This window comes from Streptomyces sp. NPDC051940, from assembly GCF_040680895.1.
GTDB lineage: Bacteria > Actinomycetota > Actinomycetes > Streptomycetales > Streptomycetaceae > Streptomyces.
The window spans coordinates 24,213-48,870 of the sequence record NZ_JBFAXR010000021.1 but is presented as its reverse complement, the minus strand read 5'-3'; the positions used below and the strand labels follow the sequence as shown (position 1 = coordinate 48,870).

Genomic DNA, 24,658 nt, shown 5'->3' with positions numbered 1-24,658 from the left:
GCTTCCGGTCACCTCCTGTCCCGGGCCCAGCGCGGGAGCCGCCGCCGCGGGGCCGCGGGCGCCGGCTGGGGCGCGGCCTCGGCGGGCAGTGCCAGCAGCGAGGAGGCCACGGCCAGATGCAGCAGATACGGCGAGGCGTCGCCCAGGCCCGCCTCGGTGTACGACGAGATCGCGACGAAGCTGATCAGGAAGATCGCACAGGCTCGCGGCAGCGACGGGGGGCGCAGCAGGGCGACGCTGCCCAGGACGAGGATGAGCGTCGCCACGAGGGAGATGCCGATCAGACCCTGCTCGTTGTAGACGGCCAGCCAGCTGTTGTCGATCGGCAGCCCGTCGAACGACTTGTCGCCCAGACCGGTGCCGAACACCTTCTCGGAGGTGGTCCGGGGCGCTTCCAGCAGGGCGTTCCAGACCTTGGCCCGGCCGGTGAGGCTGGAGAAGTTCTCCTTGCTCTGTCCGCGCAGGAACCACGCCTGCACCGCGGAGCTGAACGCCGCCGCGGTCACCGCGGCGCACAGCACCGCCCCGGCGAAGAACCGGCGGGCGGCGGCGCTGGTCAGCAGGAGCGAGAGGCTGGCCAGCGTCAGCCCGATGAGCAGGCAGACCGTGGCCGTGCGGGTGTGGCTCAGCGCGAGCAACACGAAGGAGGGCACGATGACCACCGCGGCGCCCGCCCCGGTGGTCCTGCGGCCCAGCAGCAGCAGCACGGTGAGCCCGATGATCACCGCGGAGTACTGGCCGATCTGCGGCGGGGTGAGCGGCCACAGGGCGCCGACCAGCCGGCCGCCGTACAGCTCGGGCCGGGCCGCGCCCGGTGAGATGGCCAGCCCGGCGGCGACCGTGCCGAGGACGGCGAAGTAGATCCGGATGTGGTAGCGGATGAACGTGAGGCTGCCGTCCCACCAGCGGCTGAGGAGCCACAGCGTGGCGACGAAGAGCGCCAGCCGGCAGCAGCGGAACAGCGCGCCGAACCCGGTCGCCATGGGGAGGCTGGCGATGAGGCTCGGCACCAGCAGCATGGTGAGCAGGAACACGAAGGCGCTGGGCCGGATGCGCAGCCGTCGGTTGACCGCGAGCGCCAGCGCGAACGCGGCGACCAGCGAGCCCATGGTGACCATCTGGATCAGGGAGCGGGGTATCGGGAAGATGGTCTTCGCCCCGGCCGATCCCAGCGTGTTCAGGCCCAGCAGCGCCCAGGCGATCCCGACGGCCTTCGGCGGGCCGGCCGGGCGCGCGCCGGTGCCGGGCCCGGTGTCCGTCGCGTCCGGTCCGTACGGCAGTCCGCCGCGTGTCACGCCCCGTCCCATGTCAACCACCGGCCTTGGGCCGGAAGGTGCTGCCCGCGTCCTGCCGGTACGGCGCGCCCTGCCACTGACCGGAGTCGAGCACCCGGCTGGTGTCGTGGACGACGAAGCGCCAGGGTCCGGCGTAGACGTTGTCGTACCAGCGGTTGTCCTGCTTCAGGGTGATCGCCTCGGCGACCCGGTCGCCGTGGTACGGCGACCAGTCCGGGTACGTGCCGTAGTTGGCCAGGACCGCCATGAAGCCGCACTTCTCCGTGCACTTGACGGTGGAGGTGTCCAGCGTGAAGCGGTTGTCGTGGATCTCCACCCGCTGGGTCTTCCACCGGCAGTCGGCGTTGAGCGGTGCGGTGGCGATCGCCGGCTGCCTGCAGCGGGCGACCTCCGGCACCAGGAGCGTGCAGTCCTCGGACGAGGTGTTGGCCGGGCTGTTGCAGAAGCGGTCGGCGTTCTCCCACAGGGTGATCCCCGACCAGTTGTCCTCCAGCAGGTTCCGGTGGATCTCGATCTTGTCGGTGCGGGCCGGGATCCGCGGCTCGCCGCCCGCCTCGGAGACGTAGACCGTCGCGTACGGGAAGTCGTCGCCGCGGTCGGCCTCCTGGCGGCCCTCGACCCAGTTGTTGCGCCGGATGGTGTTGTTCCGGATGACCGCGTTGTAGCTGATCTCGTAGATCAGCGCGGAGCCGTCGTTCCGCTCGATCAGGTTGTCCGCGATCAGGAAGTCGTTGTTGTTGGTGTCCGCCCACAGACCGGTGCCGCGGTTGTCGTGCACCCAGTTGCCGCGGATGTCGGCGCGGTCGACGGCCCAGAACTTGGCGCCGCCGGTGCAGCCGCACCCCGGCTGCCGGCGCTCCCAGTCGTCGGTGTTGTTGCCGGTGATCTCGTTGCCCTCGAGCACCAGGCCGGTGATGCCGGAGGCCGCGTACCCGTTGAGCCCGTACTGGCCGTTGGCGCGCAGGCAGCTGGCGCGGATCCGCTGACCGGCGCCGGCCATCAGCCCGGCGCCGGAGTTGTACTGGACGGCCGTGTGCTCGATCACCCAGCCGGGGGCCGACTCGTGGTTGACCACGCCCTCGTTGTGCGGCGCGACGAAGTGCTGCACGGTCAGATGGCGGATGGTGACGTCGGACGAGGTACCGCCGAACGCGTACTGGTTGGTCTTGCCGCCGTCGAGCACCGCGCCCGGCGCCCCGAGGTAGACGTCCCCCGCCTTGGGCATGACCTGGTCGTAGGGACCCGGCTCCAGCCGGTGCGTGCCGGGCCGGAGCCAGAACGTGGTGTGCGGGGGGCTGTTCTCGGTCTTCGCGGCGAGGTCGCCGACGACCGAGGGGTCCACCGTCACCGCGCCCGCCGGCGCCTCGGCCGGCCCGCCCTTGAGCTTGTCGCACACCCGGGCCACGGCCCCGGAGGCGCCCGCGGACGGCGAGGGCGCGGCGGCGGCCGCGGACCGGGAGGGCGCGGCGGTGCCGGTTGCCCGGGCGTCGGGCGCGGCGTCGCAGCCGGCCACCGCGAGCAGGACCACTGCCAGCGGTGCGGCCGGCACCCCCCGGTGCCACCTCTTGATCCCCACGTATCCCCCTAGCCGCGGAACCTGAGTACGGTCGTGAACTCCTCCGCACCGCCCGCGAAGCCCGTGCCGACCAGCGTGGTGGCCGGCTCCTTGCGCCCGAAGCCGGCCGAGTACCAGCCCAGCGGCGGATCGCTCTCGCCGCGGTGCGCCCGCCAGTTCAGCTGCCCGGGCAGCTCCAGCACCGCGGAGCGGTCCTCCCCGTCGCGGGTCCACGTGAGCACCGCCCGGTTCCCCGTCAGGTCCGCGGTGACCGACGGGCCGAGGTGGAACGCCAGCCGCGCGGCGCGGCGCGGACCGCGGACCGCGTCGAGGACCCGCAGCTCCCGGCTCGCGGCGTCCAGCTCCACCCGGCGGTTGTGCACGGAGCGCCGGTAGCCGTGGTGCTCGGCGCTCCAGCGCGCCACACCCGCCTCGGCGGTGCCCGCGGCCAGGACGCGGCTGCGGGCGTGCCGGGTCCACAGGAACGGCCCCCCGGAGACGGACTGGTCGCCGCCGTCCAGCTGCAGCGTGTTGTGGCCGAGGGTCGAGCGGAAGTACCGCCGCCATTCGGGCTGCCCGTGGTAGCAGTACGTGCCCGGGTCGGCGAGCACGTCGACCCCGTCGTGCCGTACCTCCAGGGACAGGGCGTCCGCGTGGGCGTGCGCGGCGATGGACAGGAAGCCGTGCGGACCGCCGTCGCAGCGGCACCAGACCTCCCGCGGACCGCGCAGGATGGTCAGCCCGGCGTCGGCGAAGTGGGCGGGCCGGACCGCCGGGCGGGACACGGCCGGCGCGGATCCGTGTCCCGGGTACGGCCGGACGAGCGCGGCCAGCAGCGGGGTCCGGACATCGGTGCAGGTAACCTCCGGCCACCAGGCGAGCCGTCCGAACACGGCGTCCCCGGTGGCCAGCAGCGAGGCCCAGCGGTCGGTGCCCGCGCCGTCCACGACCAGTCCGTGCCCGTCGTCCGCGTCCCCCTGGCGCGGCGGGCGCAGCCGGCCGTCCACGACGGCCGCGAGGGCGTCGGTCATCCGCAGCAGCACCTGCCGTACGGAGGGCGGGACCGGCACGTCGGCGGCGTCGGCCTCGGCGACGGCGGCCAGGCCGAGTTCCAGCACGAGTCCGTGGTACTCGGTGGCCAGCTCGCGGTTGAGGCCGGAGTCGAAGGTGTTGCCGCGCAGGTTCCGCTCCAGCGACCGCAGCGCGCCGGTCCGCCAGCGCTCCGAGGCGGGGAACCACCCGAACGCGCAGGCCGCGGCCAGCTGCCCGGCGGCCTCGGCGATGACGTGGTTGTTCGCCGACGACCCGCGGCTGGGGAAGGCGGCCAGCCAGCGCTGGTGGTGCCAGATCTGGTTCAGCGCCACCGGGTTGCCCTCGAACAGCCAGGCCGCGTCCGACCAGCCGTCGAGCAGCCGCCGGATCCACACCCAGGACAGCAGCCGGATGCCCAGCTCGATGCCGCTGACCCAGTGCACGCCCCGCAGCGGCGGGTTGGCCGCCCACCAGGACCGCAGATGGTCGGAGACCCGCTCGGCGTACCGGTCGTCCCCGGTGACCGCGTAGGCGGCGGCGAGCACGGTCAGGTACTGGTGCCGGGACAGCTCCCAGATCTGCTTGATGTCCCCGACCGCGTCCTCGTCCCGGTACGGCATGTCGAAGGCGTACCGGGACCGGGCCCGGCGGCCCGTCCTCGGGTCGCGGAACCAGTCCGGGCCGGTCAGGTCGTCGCGGGCCACCCCGAAGTACGCGACGTGGCCGTCCATCAGCCGGTCCGCCTCGGCGATGAGGCGTTTCACGGCGTCCGGCGGCACCGCGGCGATCGTCCCGGCGGGCAGCACGGCGGTGAACCGGGCGCCCGTCACGCCGGGGGCGTCCGGCGGCTCGGCGCGCCACTGCCGTCTGCGTAACGCGTCGCCGGCCCGGCCGCCGACCTCGAGGGGTCCCATCCGGGACAGCCGTCGCAGATACCAGCCCGGGGTCATGGTCATCGCTCCCCCGCCAGCGTCACCGGCGCGCCGGCGGCCAGGCTGGTCCGTACGGCGAGGGTGGCGGCCGTCGTGGCGGTCAGCGACTCGAGCGGCACCGGCATCGGCCCGCCCGTCCGCACGGCCTCGAGGAACGCGTCCAGTTGGGCACGCTGGCCCTTGTCCCTGCCCTTCGACAGCCGCGGGCTGTCCCAGCGCTTGCGGCCGTACACCGAGGCACGGACGAAGTCGTCGAGCCGCAGCACCCTGCCGTCCGCCATCACGTCGAGGGTCTCCTTGGGGAAGCCGGGCGGCCCGCTGGTGACATAGCTGACGGTGGCGGTGGAGCCGTCCGGGTAGCGCAGGAGGACCTGCAGGTCCTCGTTGCCGGAGGCGGCGACCGCGTACACCGAGACCGGGTCGGCGCCCAGCAGCCAGCCGGCCGTGTCGATGAAGTGCCCGCCCTCTCCGGCGAACCGCGAGCCCTCGGTCTCCTGCCGGAGGTACCAGCTGCCGTGATCCAGCCGGCCCGCGTTGACCAGGTAGCGGACGCTCGCCGGACCGCTGCGGTCACCGAACCGCCGTGCGGCCTCCCCCAGAAGCGGCGCGAAGCGGCGGTTGAAGCCCACCTGCAGCCGGTCGTTGCCGGACTCCTCCACCGCCGCCAGCACACCGGCCAGTTCGTCCTCGGTCAGCGCCAGCGGCTTCTCCACGAACACCGTCTTGCCGGCCCGCAGCGCCTTCTCGGTCAGCTCGGCGTGCGAGCTGTGCCGGGTGACGACGAACACCGCGTCCACGGACGGATCGCCGAGCACCGCGTCGAGATCGGTGGTCGCCCCGGCGAAGCCGAACTTCCGTTTCGCGTTGGCCGCGGACAGCGCCGTGGTGGTGACGACCGCGGACAGCTCGACGCCGTCACGCCGGGCGAGGTGCGGGAGCAGCATCGAGGTCGCGTAGTTCCCCGCGCCGGCGAACGCCAGCCGCACGCGGGACTTGGCGGGCCGGGCCGGGGCCGGGGTCCGGCCGCCGCTCCGGTCGACCGCGGGCACGGCCACCACCGGGGCCGGCGCCCCGGCCGCGTGCCCGGGGTAGCGGAAGAGCACGGCCACCGCCTTCAGGCCGCCGTCCTTCAGGTTCCGGTACGTCTCCACCGCGTCGTCGAAGTCGGCGACGTGGGAGACCAGCGGCTCCACGTCGACGCGGCCGCGGACGACGAGGTCGAGGAAGCACGCCAGATTGCGGCGCTCGGTCCAGCGCACATAGCCGATCGGGTAGTCCCGTCCGTCCAGCTCGTACTCCGGGTCGTAGCGCCCGGGACCGTACGAACGGGAGAACCGGACGTCCAGCTCCTTCTCGTAGTACGCGTTCCACGGCAGATCGAGCCGGCACTTGCCGATGTCGACGACCCGGCCGCGGTCCCGGCTCAGCCGGGCGGCCAGCTCGACGGGCTGGTTGCTGCCGCCGCCGGCGGCCAGGTACACCTGGTCCACGCCGTGCCCGCCGGTGAGTTCGGCCACGGCGCTCTCCACGCCCGCCGACCCGGGATCGCCGCAGGCCACGGCGCCGAGGCTCGCGGCGAGCGCGCAGCGCACCGGATCGGGGTCGACCCCGACGACACGGACCCCGGAGGCGGTCAGCAGCTGGACCACCAACTGGCCGATCAGTCCGAGGCCGATGACCAGCGCCACCTCACCGAGCTGCGGCTCGCCGCGGCGGACGCCCTGCATCGCGATCGCCCCGACGGTGCCGAACGCCGCGTGCCGCGGTTCGAGGCCGTCCGGCACCGGGGCGTAGAGGTTCCTCGGCACCCAGTTCAGCTCGGCGTGCAGCGCGTGCTCGTTGCCCGCGCAGGCCACGACATCCCCCACCGCGACGTCGTCGATCCCGGCGCCGACCTGCTCGACCACCCCGCACAGCGAATAGCCCAGCGGTGTGTACGAGTCCAGCTTGCCCATCACCTTGCGGTAGGTGGCGCCCACCCCGTTGGTGGCCACGCTCTGCATGACCTTCGCCACCTGGTCCGGCCGGGAGCGGGCCTTGCCCAGCATCGACATGCCGGCCTCGGACACCTTCATCAGCTCGGTGCCGGTGGAGATCAGCGAGTAGGCGCTGCGGACCAGCACGCCGCCCGCCTTGCAGTCCGGCACCGGCACGTCGAGCAGCGCCAGCTCACCGCTCCGGTAGTTCTGCACAACCTGTTTCACCCGAAGTCCCCTTGTTTCTACGCGGTCACGTGAGGGTTCCGGCCGGACCCGGAGGTCGCGCCGCGGTACCAGTACTCGAGGGTCAGCACATGCCACAGATGCTTGGAGTAGTCCCGCCGCCCGGCGGCGTCCTCGGCGACCATCCGCCGCAGCGCGTCGCGGCGCAGGAAGCCGGAGCGGACGAGCTCGCCGTCGTGCACCACCTCGCGCACCAGCGGCGCCAGGTCCCGGCTCATCCAGGCCCGCAGCGGGGCGCTGAACAGGCCCTTGGGCCGGTAGACGATCTCCCGGGGCAGGACCGAGGCGGCCGCCTCCTTCAGCACGGCCTTGCCCTGCCGTTTGACGATCTTGCGGTCGCCCGGCACGGCGAACGCCGCCCTGACCACCTCGACGTCGACGTACGGCACCCGCACCTCGGTGGAGGCGGCCATGCTGGAGCGGTCCGTGTAGGTCAGGTTCAGGCCCGGCAGGAACATCCGGGCGTCGGCCAGGCACATGCGGTTGACGAAGTCGTCGAGGTCGTTGTCCCCGTAGACGTCCGCGTGTTCGCCCAGCACGTCCTCGACCGTCCCCGCCAGGTCCGGGTCGAGCAGGTCGAGCAGTTCGCCCCGGTCGTACATGGTGTAGCTGCGCCGGAACGCCGTCTCCTCCGGCAGTTCGGCGAAGGAGAGGAACCGCTTGGCGAAGCGGACCGACCGGTACCCCCGGCGGGCCGTGGCGACCGGCAGCCGGTCCACCGTGGCGTGCGCCGCGCGCCGCAGGGGCCGCGGGACGCGCTGGTAGCGCAGCGCGATCAGGTTGGCCAGGTGCTTGCGGTAGCCGGCGAACAGCTCGTCGGCGCCCATCCCCGAGAGCATCACCTTGACCCCGGCCTCCCGGGCGGCCTCGCAGATCAGGAAGGTGTTGATGGCGGCGGGGTCGCCGATCGGCTCGTCGAGGTGGTACGTCATCCGCGGCAGCAGGTCGAGCACCCGGGGGGCGATCTCGATCTCGTGCAGGTCGACGCCGAACCGCTCGGCGACCTGCCGGGCGTAGCGCAGGTCGTCGGGCATCGCCTCGAACCGGGCGTCCTCGGCGCGGAACCCGATCGTGTAGGCGGAGATCCCGGGTTGGTGGCGGGCGGCCAGCGCGGTCAGATAGCTGGAGTCCAGACCGCCGGAGAGGAACGTCGCGACGGGCACGTCGGAGAGGAGGTGCCGACGGGTCGACTCCTCGACCACGGCGGCCAGATCGGGCTGGCCGCCGTCGCGAGCCTCGGCGGCGACGTCCTTCAGGTTCCAGTACCGGGCGCGCTCCACCCGGCCGTCGGGCCGGCAGCGCAGCCAGCTTCCCGGCGGGAGCTTCTCCGCCTCGCGGTACGCGCAGCGCGAGTCCGGCACCCAGTAGTAGAGCAGCGAGGCCACCAGCGCCGCGTCGTCCACCCGCAGTGATCCGCCGGTCACGGCGGCGAGCGCCTTGAGCTCGGAGGCGAACACCAGTCCCCCGCCGCGCCGCAGCAGGAACAGCGGCTTGATGCCGAGCTGGTCGCGGGCGAGCACCAGGTCGCCGGTGCGCTCGTCGAAGACCGCGAACGCGAACATGCCGCGCAGCCGGGGCAGGCAGTCCGTGCCCCAGCGCCGCCAGGCCTCCAGCAGCACCTCGGTGTCGGAGGTGCCGCGGAAGCGCACCCCCGAGGCCGCCAGCTCGGCGCGCAGTTCGGGCGCGTTGTACAGCTCGCCGTTGTACGACAGGGCGAGGCCGTCCGAGACCATCGGCTGGGCGCCGGTCTCCGTCAGGTCGACGATGGCCAGCCGGCGGTGCCCGAGGTGCACCTCGCCGTCGCCCGCGGGATGGCTGTAGCGGCCCGCCCCGTCCGGACCGCGGTGGGCCAGGATGTCGGTGAGCTTGTCGGTCACGACGTTCCCGTCCGGCCACCGGTACGTGCCTGCGATGCCACACATGTCCTACTGGCCCTCCTGGTCGGTGTCCGGAACCCGTGCGGCCCAGCTCGGCTGCCGCCCCTCCCGTGGCCTGCCCGTTCCGTTCTGCGGGGCCATGCGCGCGTTCTGGCCGCGCAGCGCCGTGTGCAGCCCGTCCCACAGGGTGCCGTCGGTCCGGTCCCGCGGATCGGGGTCGATCAGCACCACGCCGATGACCACGATGCGCAGGTCCGTGAGCTGCCGCGCCACGGTGTGCAGCCAGGCGGTGCTGCCGTGCCCGGCGCGCACGACGAGCACGGTCTGCGTGCCGAGGTACTGCAGGTCGGTCCACGCGGTGCCGGGCGCGACCGAGCCGACGCCGAGCCGGCGTTCGTGGTGGGAGAGGGTCGCGGTCCCGGCGCCGCCGACCACGGCCGGGTCTCCCGGCTCGCGGTGGAGCTTCGCGAGCTGCGGGCCGGGCAGGCCGTCGATCACGACCACCGGCCGCTGCGGTGCCAGCGCCCGGGCGAGGTCCAGGGCGATCACGCTGGTGGTGCGCGCACAGCCGAGTTCCAGCAGCGACACCTGCTCGGCGGAGTTGCGCACGCTGCGGGCCAGCAGCGCCGTCAGCCGTTCGGCCGCGGCCCGGGTCCGCCGGCGCCGCCACAGGCGGGCCGGCCGGCGGGGCAGCTCCGCGAGGACCGAGGCGCCCAGGTGCGCGGCGATGTCGCGGCGCAGTACGGGGCGGTCCGCCACCACCGTGCCGACCGCGGCCAGCGCGAGCCCGGCCACCAGCCCGAGCACGAACCCGATCACGGCGTCGGTGCCGACCGCCTTGGGCAGGGAGTGCCGCACCGCGCGCGGCGCGTCCACGATCTGCGTACCGGAGACGAGCTGGGGCGTGCCGACCTTCGCCTCCGTGGCGCGCATGTCGAAGTCGGAGATGCGGGAGGTGAGTTCGGCCCGGCGGGCGAACAGCGACTCCATGTCCGCCGACGCCTTCGCGTCGGTGCGCGGCGACGCCTTGGCGATCGCCCTGTTGACGTCGTCGAGTTCGTCCCGCATCCGGTTGCGCTGGTCGAGCAGGGTCTGCGCCTCGGTGTCCGCGGCCTCACGCATCCGCCGCACATGGTCCGCGATGAACGACTCGGCCAGCGCCTGGGCCCGTGCCACCGCTTCCGCCTCGGTCCGGCCGGTCACGGTGATCTGCATCAGGTTGTTGGTCAGGCCGTTGCCCCGGTAGTCCCGCATGAAGTCCTCCGGTCGCTGCGAGGACCCGAGGGACGTCAGGGCCCGGTCGGCGATCCGGGTGGTCTGCAGCAGCGCGACGTCGGTACGGATCAGCGTTCCCACGTCGTTCGGCTGGTCCTCCTTGTGCGCGACCAGCACCTTGGTCACGGCGGTCGGCGGGGGCGGCATCAGCACCGCGATCGCCGCACCGGCGAGCAGGCCCAGCAGCGCGAGGGCCACCCACAGCCGGCGGCGTCTGCGCACCGACACCACCAGCGTGTGCAGGTCCAGCAGCGGAGCGGTGGCCGACGACTCCGCAGTCGTGCTCGTCGTCACGCGGAACCTCCCGTCGCGTCGTGGCGGACCGCGGCCGGCGGACGTCCGGCCGACCGCTTCGTACGGGCCCGGACGGTGCCGGCGACGACGATGCCGACGACCTCGTGCTTGGCGTCCGCACAGGCCTCGGCGATGCCGGCGAGCTCCTCCGCGGTCCGGCTGGCCGGGCTGAGCACCACCAGGACACCGGACTCGGTGTCGCGGTCCGGCAGCAGCGGCCGGGTCACCGCGACGCCCACCACCCGCAGCAGCGGATCGCTCCCCGCCTCGGCGACCAGCCGGGCGGCGGCACGGCGGGCGGTGTCGTCGTCGTCGGGGACGACGATCAGCAGCCGCCGCGGGGACGGCAGTCCGTCCCGCAGGCGCGCGCACACCCGCCGGTACCGGATCCGCCTGCTGAGCTCGTCGCCGGACGTCTGCGGGGCCGGGATGTCCCACCGGGTCTCGACGCCCAGCAGCCAGCGGACCCAGGCGCCCGGGCCGCTGCCCCTGGGCCGGTGCCCGGTCCGGTCGCCGGGTACGTCGACGGTCCCCAGCAGCGCCGCGCCCAGCGCCTTGGTGATCTCCTGTTCGGTGCGCAGCCGGCTGCTCATCCGCGCGGCGGTGAGGTGGCCGATGACCGCGACCAGGAAGAACAGCAGGGTCCCGGCGACGATGAGCTGCGTCCTCGTGGGCGGGGCCTCGCCCCGCGGCAGCGCCGCCGGGCCCATGACGACCATGGCGCCCTTGTCGGAAGCCGGATCGACCTCCTCCAGCTTGTCCATGGCCTCCTGCAGCGTGGTCCGCAGCTTCTCCAGCTGGGTGCGGGCCTGCACGCTCTCCACGGTGCGTCCCGGATCGGCCGCGTCGGCCAGCTCGGTGATCTTGCGGTTGGTCTGCGCCACCAGCTGCCGCAGCGCCTCCGGCCGGATCGTCGCGTCGGGGTCGGCGTCGCCCATGACCGCCTTGGCGTACGCCACGAACTGCCGGGCCACCTCGTCCGCGAGCCGCTGCGCGCGCTCCGGGGTCTCGGCCGTGCCCGAGATCTTGATGATGTTGCCCTCGGCGTTCTTGGCGCTCACCTGGTCCTGCAGTTCGCTGCCGCCGACCCCGGTCCAGTCCAGCTGGGCGGCCGCGCGGTCGACCACCACCGAACTGGTCGCGATCTGCGTCTGGGTGAGCAGCTCGCGCTCCTCCCACGCCCCGGGCAGCAGCACCGAGGCCGACGTCGTGTAGCGCGGCGGGAACAGCACGGAGATGCCGTAGCCGGCGAGGGCGCCCACCACGGCGAGGACGGCCAGCACCCGCCAGCGGCGGCGGAGGATCCGGCCGATCGTGACCAGGCGAATCGTGTCGTCGCTCAACGCCGCGGCCTCCTGCCGGGGGCGCTCGCCGACACCGAAGCGCGGTCACGGCAGGCGGCGTCGTAGGCGGCGAGCAGCGAGCGCTGGGAGTTGCGCCAGGAGAGCTGCCCGCCGATCCGCTCCCGGCCGATCTCGCCCATCCGCTCGCGCCGCTCCGGGTCGTCCAGCAGCACCGCGATCAGCTTGGCGAACGCCGCCTCGTCGTTGGCGGGCGCGTAGACGGCGGCGTCACCGGCCGAGACGCGCGCCTCCCGCAGGTCGAACGAGACGATCGGGCGCCCCATCACCATGTACTCCAGGACCTTGTTCATGGTCGACACGTCGTTCAGCGGGTTGTGCGGGTCGGGGGAGAGACACACGTCCGCGGTGGACAGGTAGCGCACCAGATCGGCGTCCGGAACGCGGCCGGTGAACTGCACCTGTTCCGCGAGCCCGAGCCGCCGGGAGAGCTCCACCATCGCGTCGAACGTGTCGCCGGCGCCGACGAACACCGCGTGCCAGTCGGTCCTGCCGAACTCGTCGCGCAGCTTCGCCAGGGCCCGCAGGGCGTAGTCGACGCCGTCCTGCGGCCCCATGACGCCGAGGTAGCACAGCAGATGGGGCTTGCCGCGCCTCAGCTCCGGCTCCGCCGGGACCGGGCGGAACCGGTCGGTGTCGGGGGCGCTGCGCACCACGAACACGTCTTCCAGGCTCCGTCCGCCGCGGCTCAGCGCGACGTCCCGGTAGCTCTCGTTGGTGGCGAGTACGACGTCCGCGGCCCGGTAGGTCCGCCGCTCCAGCGCGCACACGGCGCGGTAGAGCAGGTCCTCGCCGCGGCCGAAGCGGGAGAGGTACAGCTCGGGCACCAGGTCGTGCTGGTCGAAGACGAACCGCGCGCCGCGCCGCTTGAGCCACAACGCGGGCAGGAACAGCAGGTCGGGCGGGTTGCAGGCGTGCACCACGTCGACCGGACCGACGGTGCGGGCCAGCCGGAGCGTATGCCACAGGGCCGATCCGTACTCCCGCAGATAGCCGGCCGGTCCTCCGGTGGCCGCGCGCAGCGGATAGCGGTGGATGCGCACCCCGTCGATCTCCGCGTAGGACTCCGTGTCCCGCTTCTCCCCCCGGGGGCAGATGACGTGCACCTCCCAGCCCGCGTCCCGCAGGGTCGTGCACTCCTGCCACACCCGCCGGTCGAACGGCACGGACAGGTTCTCCACCAGGATCAGCGCGCGCCGGCCCGGCCCGTCGCCCCTGGTCGTGTCACCAGACAAGGCCCATGTACCCCGGTTCGGCCCGGCGCGTCTCGGCGTCGGGAAGGCGGATGAGATCGATGAGCACCGGGCCGTCACCATGGGGCAGCGCCGACAGCACGGCCGGATCCCGGGTGCCGACGAGGCACACCTCGCCGTGCCCGAGCACCTCGTCGACGGACCCCGCGAGCAGCTGCGCGAGGTGCGGCAGCCGGGTCTCGATGTACTCGCGGTTCGCGCCGAGCAGCCGGGAGAGGTTCACGTTGGCGTCGTAGATCCGCAGGTCGTAGCCCTTGCCGAGGAGCCGCTCCGCCAGCTCCACGAGCGGGCTCTCGCGCAGGTCGTCGGTGCCGGGTTTGAAGGACAGCCCGAACAGACCCACCCGGCGCTTGCCGGTGCGCCCGACCAGCTCCACCGCACGCTGCAGATGGTCGGAGTTGGAGGGCAGCACGTGGGACAGGATCGGCACCGACACGTCGGCCCGCCGCGCCGCGTGGACGAGGCTGCGCAGGTCCTTGGGCAGGCAGGAGCCGCCGAAGGCGAAGCCGGGCCGCAGATAGGCGGGGCTGATGTTCAGCTTGCGGTCGGCCACGAACACGTCCATCACCTGGTGCGGGTCCACCCCGAGCGCCTGGCACACCGCGCCCAGCTCGTTCGCGAAGCCGATCTTGAGGCCGTGGAACGCGTTGTCCGCGTACTTGATCGCCTCGGCCGTCGGGATCGCCACCCGGAACACCTCGCCCGGCAGCCCGTCGTACAGCTCCGCCACCACGTCGCCGCTTGCCGCGTCGAACTCGCCGATGACCGTCTTCGGCGGGTCGAAGAAGTCCCGCACGCTCGTGCCCTCGCGCAGGAACTCCGGACTGACCGCGACCCCGAAGTCCACCCCGGCCGTACCGCCGACGTACTTCTCCAGGATCGGCACCAGCAGGTTCAGACAGGTGCCCGGGAGCATGGTGCTGCGGAACACGACGGTGCGCCGCCCGCCCCCCTCAGCCAGCGCCGAGCCGATCTGCTCGGTGACGCGCTCCAGATACGTGGTGCACAGGCTGCCGTTGGGTTCCGACGGGGTGCCCACGCAGACCAGCACCACCTCGCTGTCCGTAATCGCCTCGCGGACGTCGGCGGTGGCGCGCAGCGCCCCGGTCCGCACGACCTCGGCGGTGAGCTCGCCTATCCGCTCCTCGACCACCGGGGCCCTGCCCGCGTTGACCAGGTCGACCTTCGCCCGGCTCACGTCCACGCCGATGACCTCGTGGCCCCGGCTGGCCAGGCACGCGGCTGACACGCAGCCCACGTAGCCCAGCCCTAAGACGGCTACCCTCATAGTCCGTTCCTCCCCCCAGCCGGGCCCTCGCGGCCCGCGGTCCGTGCGACCGGACGGCGCTCCCCCCGCATCAGTAGGCCCCCTGCCCCTGGAGCACCGCCCGCAGTGTCTTCCACAAGATCACCGTGTCCAGCGCGAGCGACCAGTCCTCCACGTACCGCAGGTCGAGGCGGACCGCCTCCTCCCACGGCAGGTCGCTGCGCCCGCTGATCTGCCACAGGCCGGTCAGCCCGGGCTTCACCAGCAGCCGCCGCCGGATGTCCGGTCCGTACGCGGCGGACTCCTCCGGCAGCGGAGGCCGCGGACCGACGAGCGACATCGAACCGCCCAGTACGTTGAAGAGCTGGGGCAGTTCGTCGATCGAGTACCGGCGCAGCACCGCTCCCACCCGGGTCACCCGCGGATCCCGGCGGAGCTTGAACAGCAGGCCGGCGCCCTCGTTGCGGTCGGTCAGCCCGGCTCGCGCCCGGTGTGCCCCGGCGATCATGGTGCGGAACTTGAAGATGGTGAACTCGTGGCCGTCCTTGCCGACCCTGCGCTGCCGGTAGAGGATCCCGCCCCGGCTGTCCACCAGCACGAACAGCCCGACGACGACCATCAGCGGCGCGAACAGCACCAGCAGGACCGCCGCGCCCAACCGGTCGACGATCTCCTTGACCGCCCGGCGGCCCCCGGTGAACGTCGGCATGCTGACGCGCAGCAGGGGGATCCCGAGCACCGCGTCGACGTGCAGCCGCGGCCCGGCCACCTCCATCAGCACCGGGGCCACGACCATCTCGGCGTCGCTGCCCTCCAGGTTCCAGGCCAGCCGCTGCAGCCGGTCCGGCGACCAGTGCGGGTCGGGGGTGACCGCGACGACCCGGTAGCCGTCGCGCCGGACATGGCCCGCCACGTCCCCCAGCCGGCCGACGACCGGCACCCCGTCCAGCCGGTCCCCGTCGGGCCCGCTGCCGTCCACCGTGCACACCGCGTCCACCCGCCAGCCGAGGTGCGGGAACTTGCGGACCCGGGTGATCAGGTCGCGCAGGCTGGCCAGGCTCCCGGCGGCGAGCACCGGGCGCAGGCACCGGCCCTCCTTGCGCTGCTTGTGCAGCCACAGGCGCAGCAGATAGCGCTCGGTCATGACGGCGAGAGCGATCGCCGGGATCGCCACGAAGATCCAGAGCTTGATGTTGCGCGAGGTGAGCGCGATCCCGCCGAGCGCCAGCACGACGACCGCCGTGCACAGCGAGCGGCCGAGCCGGCGGAACTCCTCGGCGCCCTGGCCGAGTACGGCCGGGGCCCATGACCGGCTGGTGGCGAGCGCGCCCAGCACCAGCAGTTCGGTGCCGAAGCCGAGAATCACCCACTTCTCGTGCCAGTTGGCCGCGTCCCGGACCCCGAACAGTCCGCCGATCGCCGCCACCACGAAGGCGGTGGCCACGGTGTCACTGATGATCACGGTACGGCGGTAGCGCTGCTCCCAGTACACCGCGGGCCGGCCGACCGGCCTGTTCCCGGGGCGCACGCGCGCCGCCGGAAACGGGTGGACGTAGTCCAACCGCGGCGCGGAATGCCTTCGTTCACCAGTGCGTTCGACGTGTTCGCCCAACACTGCAACTCCCCCCCGGGAGACCCCCAGCCTCCCGTGATGTCCCTCCCCTCAGGGAGGCCCCCACCCCCCGGCGATGTACCTCCCCTCGCGAGGCCCCCACTCCCCGCGAACGTCATCACCGGTTTTTTCCAAGCCACTTCACAGGCCCGCCAGGTCGGCGGCGGACCAGCACGTCCTCTCACAGGCCCCAGGAAAGATCACCTTCGGACCTTAGCGACATTGATCACCTAGCGTCCAAACAGGTGCAGCACGGTCAATCTAGAGCAACAGAGCCGACATGAAGAGAGCTTGTGTGAAATTTGCGATGAAGCTGTGTACACGGACCCGTACACCGAAGTCCGCGCCCGGCCGTACGACCCCCCGGACGCACCGCGTGACCTGCGCCAAGGGGCGTTCTCCGGGTTTCCGGTAGCGGCGGCTCCGCGACGGCCCCCCACTGTCGGCGCGGCCGGGCCCAAGCCTGGCAGACGCCCGCGCCGAAGGGGTGGGCGCATGGTCCCGGCGCACACCCCGCCCAGCCCATTGACACCCCGCCCCCTCCGCTGGACACTCGCGCACGAGCGGCGGCCGAACGAAAGTTCACTGAGCGAACAGGGGCCAGGGACGTGACCATTCACCGGGATCTGCTGATCGGCGGCAAGGACGTGCCGGCCGCCTCCGGGCGTATCGCCGAGGACACCGATCCGTACCGGGGCGAGGTGTACGCCACCGTGGCCGCGGCGGGAGCGGACGACGTCGCCCTGGCCGTGGAGGCGGCCGCCGCCGCGTTCCCGCAGTGGGCGGTGACGGCTCCGGGCGAGCGGCGGCGCGTCCTGCTCAGGGCCGCCGACCTGATGGAGGAGCGCGGCGAGCAGGCCGCGGCGCTGATGGCCCGTGAGACCGGCGGGGTGCGCGGGTGGTCGCTGTTCAACGTCGGCCTCGCCGCCGGCATGCTCCGCGAGGCCGCCTCCGCCGTCAGCGCGCCGCTGGGCTCGGTGCTCGCCGCCGAGGAGCCGGGGGCGCTGGGTCTCGCGGTACGCGAACCGCTGGGCGTCGTCGCGGCGTTCGCGCCCTGGAACGCGCCCGTCATCCTCGGCACCCGGGCCGTGGCCGCGCCGCTGGCGGCCGGCAACACCGTGGTGCTCAAGCCCAGCGAGCACGCCCCGCTGGCCGCCGGCCACTTCGTCGCCGACACGCTGCGCGACGCGGGGCTGCCGGACGGCGTGCTGAACATCGTCACCAACGCCCCGCACGACGCGCCCGAGGTCGCCAAGGCGCTCGTGGCCCATCCGGCGGTACGGGCCGTCAACTTCACCGGCTCCACGGCGACCGGCCGCGTCGTCGGCGAGCTCGCGGCCCGCCATCTCAAGCCCGCGCTGCTGGAGCTGGGCGGCAAGAACTCGGTGATCGTCCTGGCGGACGCCGACCTCGACTACGCCGTCGACGCCGCGGTCTTCGGCGTGTTCCTCAACTCCGGCCAGATCTGCATGTCCGGTGACCGGATCCTCGTCCACGACTCCCTCGCCGGGGAGTTCGCCCAGCGGTTCGCCGCCAGGGCCGCGTCCCTGGGCACCGGCGATCCCACCGCGCCGGCCACGGTCGTCGGCCCGCTGATCACCCCGGACGCGGCGCGGCGGCTCGCCGGCCTGGTCCGGGACGCCGAGCGGCGGGGCGCCCGGATCCTGACCGGGGGCGGGGAGCCGGAGGGAGCGGTGTACCCGCCGACGGTGCTGTCCGGTGTGCCGAAGGACGCCGAGCTGCACTACGCCGAGGCGTTCGGGCCGGTGGCCGCGCTGGCCTCCTTCCCGGACGACGACACCGCGATAGCCCTCGCCAACGACACCGAGCACGGGCTGACCTGCGGCGTCATCACCGAGAACGGCACCCACGGACTGCGCGTCGCCCGCCGGATCCGCACCGGCATCGTCCACGTCAACGACCAGTCCGTGATGGACGAGCCGCAGGCCCCGTTCGGCGGGGTGGGCGCGTCCGGCCACGGGCGCTTCGGCGGCCGGTGGGGCGTCGAGTCCTTCACCTCGACACGGTGGATCACGCTGGCCGCCCAGCAGGCGCACTACCCCTTCTGAGGGATCACCCGGTCCACGGGCGCGTCCGCCACGCCCTGCGCCCGCTGGATCTCCCGGTACACGTGCGCGCGCAGCTCCGCGAACCGGGGCGCGGCGCGCGTGTGCAGCTGGTCGCGCGGACCGGGCAGGTCGACGGGCGTGTCGTCGCGTACGACCGTCGGCGACGCCGACAGGGTCAGCACCCGCTCGCCCAGATAGACGGCCTCGTCGATGTCGTGCGTGACGAACAGGACCGTCATCCCCCGCTCCCGCCACAGCTGCCGTACCAGGTCCTCCAGCCCCGCCCGGGTCTGGGCGTCCACGGCGGCGAACGGCTCGTCCATGAGCATCACCTCGGGCTCGTACGCCAGCGCCCGCGCGATCGCCACCCGCTGCTGCATGCCGCCCGACAGCTGCCACGGATACGCCCCGCCCGCGTCGGCCAGCCCCACGGCGTCCAGCGACTGTTCGACCAGGGCGCGGCGCCGCTCCTTCGGCAGGCCCCGCCGGTACTTCAGCGGCAGCCCCACGTTGTCCCGCACCCGCATCCACGGCAGCAGGCTCCGCCCGTACTCCTGGAACACCACCGCCATCCCGGGCCGCGGCCCGGTGACGGGGCGCCCGTCGAGCAGCACCTCGCCCGCGGTCGGGGCGAGCAGCCCGGCCACGCACTTCAGCAGCGTGGTCTTGCCGCAGCCCGACGGGCCCACCAGGCAGCACAGTTCGCCGGGGGCGAGGCTGAAGGTGAGGTCGCGCAGGGCCTCCACGCGGCGCCCCTGGCCCTCGTAGACCTTGTTCAGGCCGCGCACGTCGAGCATGGGCCGCCGTCCTTTCGTCACGTTCGCGGTCACCGGGACCTCTGCGACCGCCGCAGTCCCCGGTGCCAGGCGAGCACCCGGTGTTCGGCGAGCTGGAAGAGCAGGGAGAGCACGACGCCGATCAGCCCGAGCAGCAGGATGCCGCTCCACATCTCGGGGATGGCGAAGGAGCGCTGGAACTGCACGATGGTGAAGCCGAGGCCGTTGCTCGCGGCGGTCATCTCGCTGATGACCATCAGGATGATGCCGATGGACAGCGCCTGCCGCAGCCCGGCGAAGATCTGCGGGCTCGCGGCGGGCAGCACGACGTACCGCAGCCGCGCCGCCCCGCCGATGCCGTACGACCGGGCGGTCTCGTCCTGGACGGAGTCCACCGCCCGTACGCCCTCGACGGTGTTGAGCAGGACGGGCCAGACGCAGCCGGCGGCGATCACCACGACCTTCATCGTGTCGCCGATCCCGGCGAAGAGCATGATGACCGGCACCAGCACGGGCGGCGGCACCGCCCGCAGGAACTCCAGCACCGGCTCGGCACACGCCCGCACCGTCCGGTAGGTGCCGGTGACCACGCCCAGCGCGACCCCCAGCGCCCCGGCGAGCGCGTAGCCGGCGGCGAGCCGCCACAGGCTCGGCAGGACGTCGTCGGTGAAGCGGTCGGCGGTCCACACCTCGTCGGTGATGCCGAGGATGGTGCGCAGCGGCGGGGCGTAGATGCTCCGGCTGCCGTCGGAGGCGTACCACCAGACCGTGACCAGCAGGGCGGGCAGGGCGAGCAGGAACACGAGTCGGCGCAGGACGCGGATCACGGCACGGCCTCCCCGCGGACGGACTGGTGCCAGGCCAGGGCGCGGCGCTCCACGCCCCGCGCCCCGAGGTTCACCAGCAGCCCGAGCAGGCCGGTGACCGTGACCAGCGCGTACATCGTCGGCACCGCCTCGGACGTCTGCGCCACCGCGATCCGCGAGCCCAGGCCGGGGGCGCCGATGACCAGTTCGGCGGTGACGGCGAGGATCAGCGCCACGGACGCCGCGAGGCGCACGCCGGTCATCAGGTACGGGAGCGCGGTGGGCCACACCACGTGCCGGACCCGGGCCCAGGTGCCCAGACCGTACGAGCGGGCGGTCTCGTCGGCGACCGGGTCCACGTCGCGCACGCCGTACAGCACCTGGATGAGCACCTGCCAGAACGAGGCGTACACCACCAGCAGCAGCGTCGAGCCGATGTCGGTGCCGAACAGCAGCACCGCCAGCGGGATCAGCGCCACGGACGGGATCGGCCGCAGGAACTCGACCGTGGAGGCGGTGAGTTCCCGCAGGTACGGCACCACCCCGATGACCACCCCGGCGGTGATGCCCAGCGCCAGGGCGATCGCCAGGCCCAGCGCCCAGGCGGCCAGCGTGTCGCCGACGTCGCGCCAGAACGCCCGGTCGTTGAGCTCGGTGGCCAGCGCCCGCAGGATCCGGCCGGTGGGCGGGAGGTAGTCGGCGGAGACGGCGCCGGAGCGCGGGAGGAGCTCGACCAGGGCGAGGAAGGCGGCCAGGCCCCCCAGACCGGGCAGTGCTCCTCCCAGCCGGACCGGACGGTTCACGGCAGCAGCTCGTCGAGGTCCGGGACCTCGGGGAACAGGCCGTCGCCCCGGCCGAGTTCGGCGAGGGTGTCGATGGAGGCCCGGTTGGGCTCCTGCGGCCAGGCCGGCAGCGTGAGCTTCTCGATCAGGGCCCCCGGGATCTCCGTGTACGTCGTGACGATCCGGCGCACCTCGTCGGGGTTGCTCTGGGCGTAGGCCAGGGACTCCTTGGTCGCCGCCGCGAACTGCTCCACCACGTCGGCGTGCTCCGCGGCGTAGGAGGCGGAGGTGAAGTACAGGGCCACCGTCAGATCGGGGGCGACGTCCACGTAGTTGGAGGCGATCACCCGGCCGCCCTTGGACGTGATCGAGGTCAGCCCCGGCTCGACGACCCAGGCCGCGTCGATGCGGCCGCCCTCCAGGGCCGCGCCCATCTGGTCGAACGGCAGCTCCACGAACTCGACCTTGGACGGGTCGCCGCCGGCCTTGCGCACGGACGCCTTGACGGACGTGTCGCCGATGTTCTTCAGGGTGTTGACGGCGACCTTCTTGCCCTCGAGGTCCTTGGCGGTCTTGACGGAGCTGTCCTTCGGCACCGTGATGCCGCCGAAGTCGGCGCCGTCCTTGCCGGTGGAGGCGACGCCGTTGGCGACGGCCTTGACGGGGATCTTCTTGCTCTGGGCGATGATCAGCGAGGTGACGTTGGAGAAGCCGAACTGGAACTCGCCGCTGACCACGCCGGGCACGATGGCGGCCCCGCCCTGGGCGGGCACGAGCGTGAGGTCGAGGCCCCGCTTGCTGTAGAAGCCCTTCTCCTTGCCCAGATAGATGGGTGCGACGTCGACGATCGGGATCACCCCGACCTTGACGGCGGTGGTCTTGCCGCCGCTGCCGGACGGCTTGGCGGCGGCGTCGGACGAGGAGCCGGACTCCGAGTCCGAGCAGGCCGCGCCTGCGACGGCGGTCAGTGCGGCGAGCGCGAGCCCGGCGAGCAGTCTTCGCATCGTGTCCCCCTGGGGGTCAAGGTGTGGGGCGGTCGATGGGCAGTCCGGCGTAGTTCTCCGCCAGTTCCGCGGCGGCGTGCCGGGACGCGGCGATCCGGCTCAGCTGGGCGAGCTGGAGGCGCGTGGTGAAGGCGGTCTGGTCCGGATCGGTGTGCAGGGTCGAGGTCATGAAGTACGAGAAGTGCTCGGCCCGCCACACCCGGTCCAGACAGGTCGCCGAGTAGGCGTCCAGCAGCGCCGTGTCGCCGGTGCGGTGCGCGGCGGTGAGCGCGTCGGCGAGGACGACGACGTCGGCGACGGCGAGGTTCAGGCCCTTGGCGCCGGTGGGCGGCACGATGTGCGCGGCGTCCCCGGCGAGCAGCAGCCGTCCGTGGCGCATGGGTTCGGTGACGGAGCTGCGCATGGGCAGCACGGCCTTGGCGGTGATGGGGCCGCGGGTGAGCCGCCAGTCGGCGTCGATGGCGAAGCGGGCGTCGAGCTCGTCCCAGATGCGCGTGTCGGACCAGTCGCCGGGGTCGGTGCCGTTGGGGACCTGGAGGTAGAGCCGGCCGACGGTGGGCGAGCGCATGCTGTGCAGGGCGAAGCCGCGCGGCGAGTGGGCGTACACCAGCACCTCGGAGGACGGCGGGGCGTCGGCGAGGATGCCGAGCCAGGAGTACGGGTACTCCCGCTCGTACGTCACGGCGCCGGGCACCGCGGCGTGGCTGACGCCGTGGTGGCCGTCGCAGCCGGCGATCCAGTCACAGGTGAGGGTCCGCTCGGCGCCGTTGTGGCGGTAGCGGATGCGCGCCCGCTCGCCGTCGAGGCCGTCGACCGCGAGCGCCTCGGCGTCGAAGAGCAGCGGCGGGCCGTCCTTCAGCTGCAGGGCGATGAGGTCCTTGACGATCTCCGTCTGGGCGTAGATCCACACGTACCGGCCGCCGGTGAGGCCGGGGAAGTCCAGGCGGTGGGCCCGGCGGTCGAAGCGCAGCTCGATACCGTCGTGCCGCAGCGCCTCGCGGGCCAGCCGCTCCCCGGCTCCGGCGGCGTGCAGGGCGTCCACGGTGGCCTGTTCGAGCATGCCGGCGCGCTGGCGCTGCTCGCAGTACGCACGGTCGTGGCTCTCCAGCACCACGCAGTCCACGCCCGCCCGGTGCAGTAGCCGGGCCAGCAGCAGTCCGGCCGGGCCGGCGCCGATGACGCCCACGGTGGTACGGGCGGGCGCGGTGCTCATCGCTCCTCCTCGAGGACGCGCTGGGCGATCGCGAACGCGGTGTTGGCCGCCGGCACCCCGCAGTAGACGGCCGTCTGCAGCAGCACCTCCTTGATCTCCTCGGGGGTCAGGCCCAGCCGCAGTGCAGCGCGCAGATGCAGGGCCAGCTCCTCGTGGTGGCCGCGCGCGACCAGGGCGGTCAGGGTGATGCAGCTGCGGGTCCTGGCCGGCAGGCCCGGCCGGGTCCAGATCTCGCCCCAGGCGTAGCGGGTGATGAAGTCCTGGAAGTCGGCGGTGAACGCGGTGGTGCCCGCCTGGGCGCGGTCCACGTGCGCGTCGCCGAGCACGGCCCGGCGTACGGACTGGCCGGCGGCCCGGCGCTGTTCGGCGGCCGTCCCCGCGGTGAAGTGGCCCAGCAGCGCGGCCCGTACGGGTTCGGGTCGCTCCACGGCGGCCAGATGGCCGGCGCGGGCGATCTCCACGAGCCCCGCGCCCGGGATGCCGTCGGCGAGCTCCCGGGCACGGTCGACGGGGGTGGCGACGTCCTCGCGCCCGGCGACGACCAGGGTGCGGGCGGTGATCCGCGGCAGGTCGCCGGTCACGTCGAAGGCGGCCAGGGCGTCGCAGCAGGCGGCGTACGCGCGGGGGTCGGCGGCGCGTACGTCGTCGGCCAGCGCGAGGGCCTCGATCCGGGTGGCGAACGCGGGGGTGAACCAGCGGCCGATCGCCCCGTCCGCCACCGGCCCGGTGCCCTGGGCGCGTACCAGCGCGGCGCGCTCGTGCCACAGCGCGGGGGTGCCGAAGCGGGCGGCGGAGCAGACCACGGCGAGCGCCTCGACGCGGTGCGGATGGTGGGCGGCGAGCCAGGTGCCGACGGCGCCGCCGAGGGAGATCCCGGCGTAGCCGAAGCGCTCCAGGCCCAGCGCGTCGGCGAGGTCCAGCACCAGGGCGGCCAGATCGGCGACCGTGGTGCGGCCTGGTTCGGTGCCCGGCAGCAGTCCGGCCGCGCTGCCGCCGTGGCCGGGCAGGTCGTAGCGGATGACCCGGTGTTCGCGCGCCAGGGCGGGGACCTGGGCCTCCCAGACGGCGAGCGTGGTGCCGAGCGAGGGGCCGAGCAGCAGCGGGGGCGCGGCGGCCGGGCCGTCGGCGTGGTGGTGCAGCAGGCGCTGGGTCATGGGCGGGCTCCCGGGTTGCGTGCTGTCGTGTCCGGGCACGTCGGGCGGCTCCCCGAGGGCGTGCCGTCGCGTGCCGGCTTCCAGTGGCGGGCCGTGGTGCCCGGGCTCGCGGCTCCTGACTTCAGCGCGCGCAGCGCCGCGAGTTCGTCGTGGTGCGGCGGGTCGGTGACGCCGACCGGGTCCGCGGTCCTCAGCTCCCAGCCGGTCGCGGCCCGCACCTGGGCGACCGGGACCCCGGGATGGAGCTCGGTCAGCACCAGCTCCGCCGTCGCGGGATCGGGGCGCAGCACGCCGAGGTCGGTGATGACGGCGGTGGGCCCGCGCCCCGGCAGCCCGAGCCGGGCGCGCTCGCCCGGGCCGGTGCCGTGCCCGACGGAGGTGACGAAGTCCAGCTGGTCCACGAACGCCCGCCGGGAGTGCCGCAGGACGATGAGGACCTCCCCGCAGCTCGCCGCGATCTCCGGGGCGCCGCCCGCGCCGGGCAGCCGGGCGGCGGGCAGCCCGGGCCCGCGGTCGACCAGGGTGGTGTTGATGTTCGCGTACCGGTCCAGCTGCGCGGCGCCGAGGAAGCCGACGTCGATCCGGCCGGCCTGCAGCCAGTAGTTGAACATCTCCGGGACGGACACCACCGCGTCGGCCGTCTCGGCGAGTTCGCCGTCGCCGATGGACAGCGGCAGCCGGGTGGGCTTGGCGCCGATCGCGCCCGACTCGTAGATGAGCACCAGGTCCGGATTGCAGGTGGCGCGGGCCAGGTTGGCGGCGGTGGACGGCAGGCCGATGCCGGTGAAGCAGGTGCGGGCGCCGGCCAGCGCGCGGGCGGCGTTGACCTCCATCAGCTCGTCGGTGGTGAAGTCCCGGCTCGTAGAACCCTGGTCCATC

The 24,658-nt window shown here is 73.4% G+C and carries 17 protein-coding genes and 1 pseudogene; 1 reads left to right on the top strand and 17 read right to left on the bottom strand.

The annotated features are described in order from the left end of the window. Window positions 1–8: 8 nt before the first annotated feature. The 10 genes from AB0M28_RS11595 to AB0M28_RS11550 all read right to left on the bottom strand — a co-directional run bounded on the left by AB0M28_RS11595 (window position 9) and on the right by AB0M28_RS11550 (window position 15,924). The gene (locus tag AB0M28_RS11595; protein WP_365401573.1) at window positions 9–1,307 is read right to left on the bottom strand and encodes an O-antigen ligase domain-containing protein; all 1,299 of its coding nucleotides are present in this window, start codon (window positions 1,305–1,307) and stop codon (window positions 9–11) included. A 1-nt stretch (window position 1,308) separates the two neighbouring features. Further along, window positions 1,309–2,871, bottom strand: coding sequence for a right-handed parallel beta-helix repeat-containing protein (locus AB0M28_RS11590; RefSeq protein ID WP_365401570.1), 1,563 nt, complete (start codon window positions 2,869–2,871; stop codon window positions 1,309–1,311). An 8-nt stretch (window positions 2,872–2,879) separates the two neighbouring features. Continuing rightward, window positions 2,880–4,838, bottom strand: coding sequence for an alginate lyase family protein (locus tag AB0M28_RS11585; RefSeq protein ID WP_365401567.1), 1,959 nt, complete (start codon window positions 4,836–4,838; stop codon window positions 2,880–2,882). Beyond that, the gene (locus AB0M28_RS11580; protein ID WP_365401564.1) at window positions 4,835–7,018 is read right to left on the bottom strand and encodes a bi-domain-containing oxidoreductase; all 2,184 of its coding nucleotides are present in this window, start codon (window positions 7,016–7,018) and stop codon (window positions 4,835–4,837) included. Before AB0M28_RS11580 ends, AB0M28_RS11585 begins: the two co-directional genes overlap by 4 nt. 17 nt (window positions 7,019–7,035) lie before the next feature. Beyond that, on the bottom strand, window positions 7,036–8,958 hold the full coding sequence (gene asnB / locus AB0M28_RS11575; protein WP_365401561.1) for an asparagine synthase (glutamine-hydrolyzing): 1,923 nt from the start codon (window positions 8,956–8,958) through the stop codon (window positions 7,036–7,038). 3 nt (window positions 8,959–8,961) lie between these two features. Then, a complete protein-coding gene (locus tag AB0M28_RS11570) occupies window positions 8,962–10,482 on the bottom strand; it encodes a Wzz/FepE/Etk N-terminal domain-containing protein (protein WP_365401558.1) in 1,521 nt (506 codons plus the stop codon). Further along, window positions 10,479–11,825, bottom strand: coding sequence for a Wzz/FepE/Etk N-terminal domain-containing protein (locus AB0M28_RS11565; protein WP_365401555.1), 1,347 nt, complete (start codon window positions 11,823–11,825; stop codon window positions 10,479–10,481). Before AB0M28_RS11565 ends, AB0M28_RS11570 begins: the two co-directional genes overlap by 4 nt. Beyond that, complete coding sequence (locus tag AB0M28_RS11560; RefSeq protein ID WP_365401552.1) at window positions 11,822–13,078, bottom strand: glycosyltransferase family 4 protein; 1,257 nt, start codon at window positions 13,076–13,078, stop codon at window positions 11,822–11,824. Before AB0M28_RS11560 ends, AB0M28_RS11565 begins: the two co-directional genes overlap by 4 nt. Continuing rightward, the gene (locus AB0M28_RS11555; protein ID WP_365401550.1) at window positions 13,068–14,384 is read right to left on the bottom strand and encodes a nucleotide sugar dehydrogenase; all 1,317 of its coding nucleotides are present in this window, start codon (window positions 14,382–14,384) and stop codon (window positions 13,068–13,070) included. Before AB0M28_RS11555 ends, AB0M28_RS11560 begins: the two co-directional genes overlap by 11 nt. 70 nt (window positions 14,385–14,454) lie before the next feature. Further along, the gene (locus AB0M28_RS11550) at window positions 14,455–15,924 is read right to left on the bottom strand and encodes a sugar transferase (protein ID WP_365401547.1); all 1,470 of its coding nucleotides are present in this window, start codon (window positions 15,922–15,924) and stop codon (window positions 14,455–14,457) included. A gap of 659 nt (window positions 15,925–16,583) precedes the next feature. On the opposite strand from AB0M28_RS11550, the gene AB0M28_RS11545 reads away from it, so the two are divergent. Then, the gene (locus AB0M28_RS11545) at window positions 16,584–18,044 is read left to right on the top strand and encodes an aldehyde dehydrogenase family protein (RefSeq protein WP_365401544.1); all 1,461 of its coding nucleotides are present in this window, start codon (window positions 16,584–16,586) and stop codon (window positions 18,042–18,044) included. On the opposite strand, the gene AB0M28_RS11540 is transcribed toward AB0M28_RS11545, so the two are convergent. The 7 genes and pseudogenes from AB0M28_RS11540 to AB0M28_RS11510 form a co-directional block, all read right to left on the bottom strand. Then, window positions 18,032–18,841, bottom strand: a complete 810-nt coding sequence (locus tag AB0M28_RS11540) for an ABC transporter ATP-binding protein (RefSeq protein ID WP_365401541.1) — start codon at window positions 18,839–18,841, stop codon at window positions 18,032–18,034. The genes AB0M28_RS11545 and AB0M28_RS11540 overlap by 13 nt on opposite strands. 29 nt (window positions 18,842–18,870) lie before the next feature. Further along, on the bottom strand, window positions 18,871–19,647 hold the full coding sequence (locus tag AB0M28_RS11535; RefSeq protein WP_365401538.1) for an ABC transporter permease subunit: 777 nt from the start codon (window positions 19,645–19,647) through the stop codon (window positions 18,871–18,873). After that, entirely contained in the window at window positions 19,644–20,429 is a 786-nt protein-coding gene (locus AB0M28_RS11530) for an ABC transporter permease subunit (protein ID WP_365401535.1), read from the bottom strand. The genes AB0M28_RS11535 and AB0M28_RS11530 overlap by 4 nt, the downstream gene beginning before the upstream one ends. Further along, window positions 20,426–21,412 carry an ABC transporter substrate-binding protein gene (locus AB0M28_RS11525; RefSeq protein ID WP_365401533.1) on the bottom strand — a complete coding sequence of 329 codons (987 nt, stop codon included), beginning with the start codon at window positions 21,410–21,412 and terminating at the stop codon, window positions 20,426–20,428. Before AB0M28_RS11525 ends, AB0M28_RS11530 begins: the two co-directional genes overlap by 4 nt. A gap of 16 nt (window positions 21,413–21,428) precedes the next feature. Further along, window positions 21,429–22,625, bottom strand: coding sequence for a 4-hydroxybenzoate 3-monooxygenase (locus AB0M28_RS11520; RefSeq protein WP_365401530.1), 1,197 nt, complete (start codon window positions 22,623–22,625; stop codon window positions 21,429–21,431). Further along, on the bottom strand, window positions 22,622–23,779 hold the full coding sequence (gene pcaD / locus AB0M28_RS11515; protein WP_365401527.1) for a 3-oxoadipate enol-lactonase: 1,158 nt from the start codon (window positions 23,777–23,779) through the stop codon (window positions 22,622–22,624). Before pcaD ends, AB0M28_RS11520 begins: the two co-directional genes overlap by 4 nt. Window positions 23,780–23,895: 116 nt before the next feature. Continuing rightward, window positions 23,896–24,657: pseudogene (locus AB0M28_RS11510) on the bottom strand (CoA-transferase); the annotation flags it as partial. Window position 24,658 lies beyond the last annotated feature (1 nt).

Bases quoted from the DNA above. Each gene is read 5' to 3' on its own strand.
- AB0M28_RS11595 (WP_365401573.1), bottom strand. From the start codon at position 1,307: ATGGGACGGGGCGTGACACGCGGCGGACTGCCGTACGGACCGGACGCG.
- AB0M28_RS11585 (WP_365401567.1), bottom strand. From the start codon at position 4,838: ATGACCATGACCCCGGGCTGGTATCTGCGACGGCTGTCCCGGATGGGA.
- asnB (WP_365401561.1), bottom strand. From the start codon at position 8,958: ATGTGTGGCATCGCAGGCACGTACCGGTGGCCGGACGGGAACGTCGTG.
- AB0M28_RS11555 (WP_365401550.1), bottom strand. From the start codon at position 14,384: ATGAGGGTAGCCGTCTTAGGGCTGGGCTACGTGGGCTGCGTGTCAGCC.
- AB0M28_RS11540 (WP_365401541.1), bottom strand. From the start codon at position 18,841: ATGCTCGACGTGCGCGGCCTGAACAAGGTCTACGAGGGCCAGGGGCGC.
- AB0M28_RS11525 (WP_365401533.1), bottom strand. From the start codon at position 21,412: ATGCGAAGACTGCTCGCCGGGCTCGCGCTCGCCGCACTGACCGCCGTC.
- AB0M28_RS11520 (WP_365401530.1), bottom strand. From the start codon at position 22,625: ATGAGCACCGCGCCCGCCCGTACCACCGTGGGCGTCATCGGCGCCGGC.
- pcaD (WP_365401527.1), bottom strand. From the start codon at position 23,779: ATGACCCAGCGCCTGCTGCACCACCACGCCGACGGCCCGGCCGCCGCG.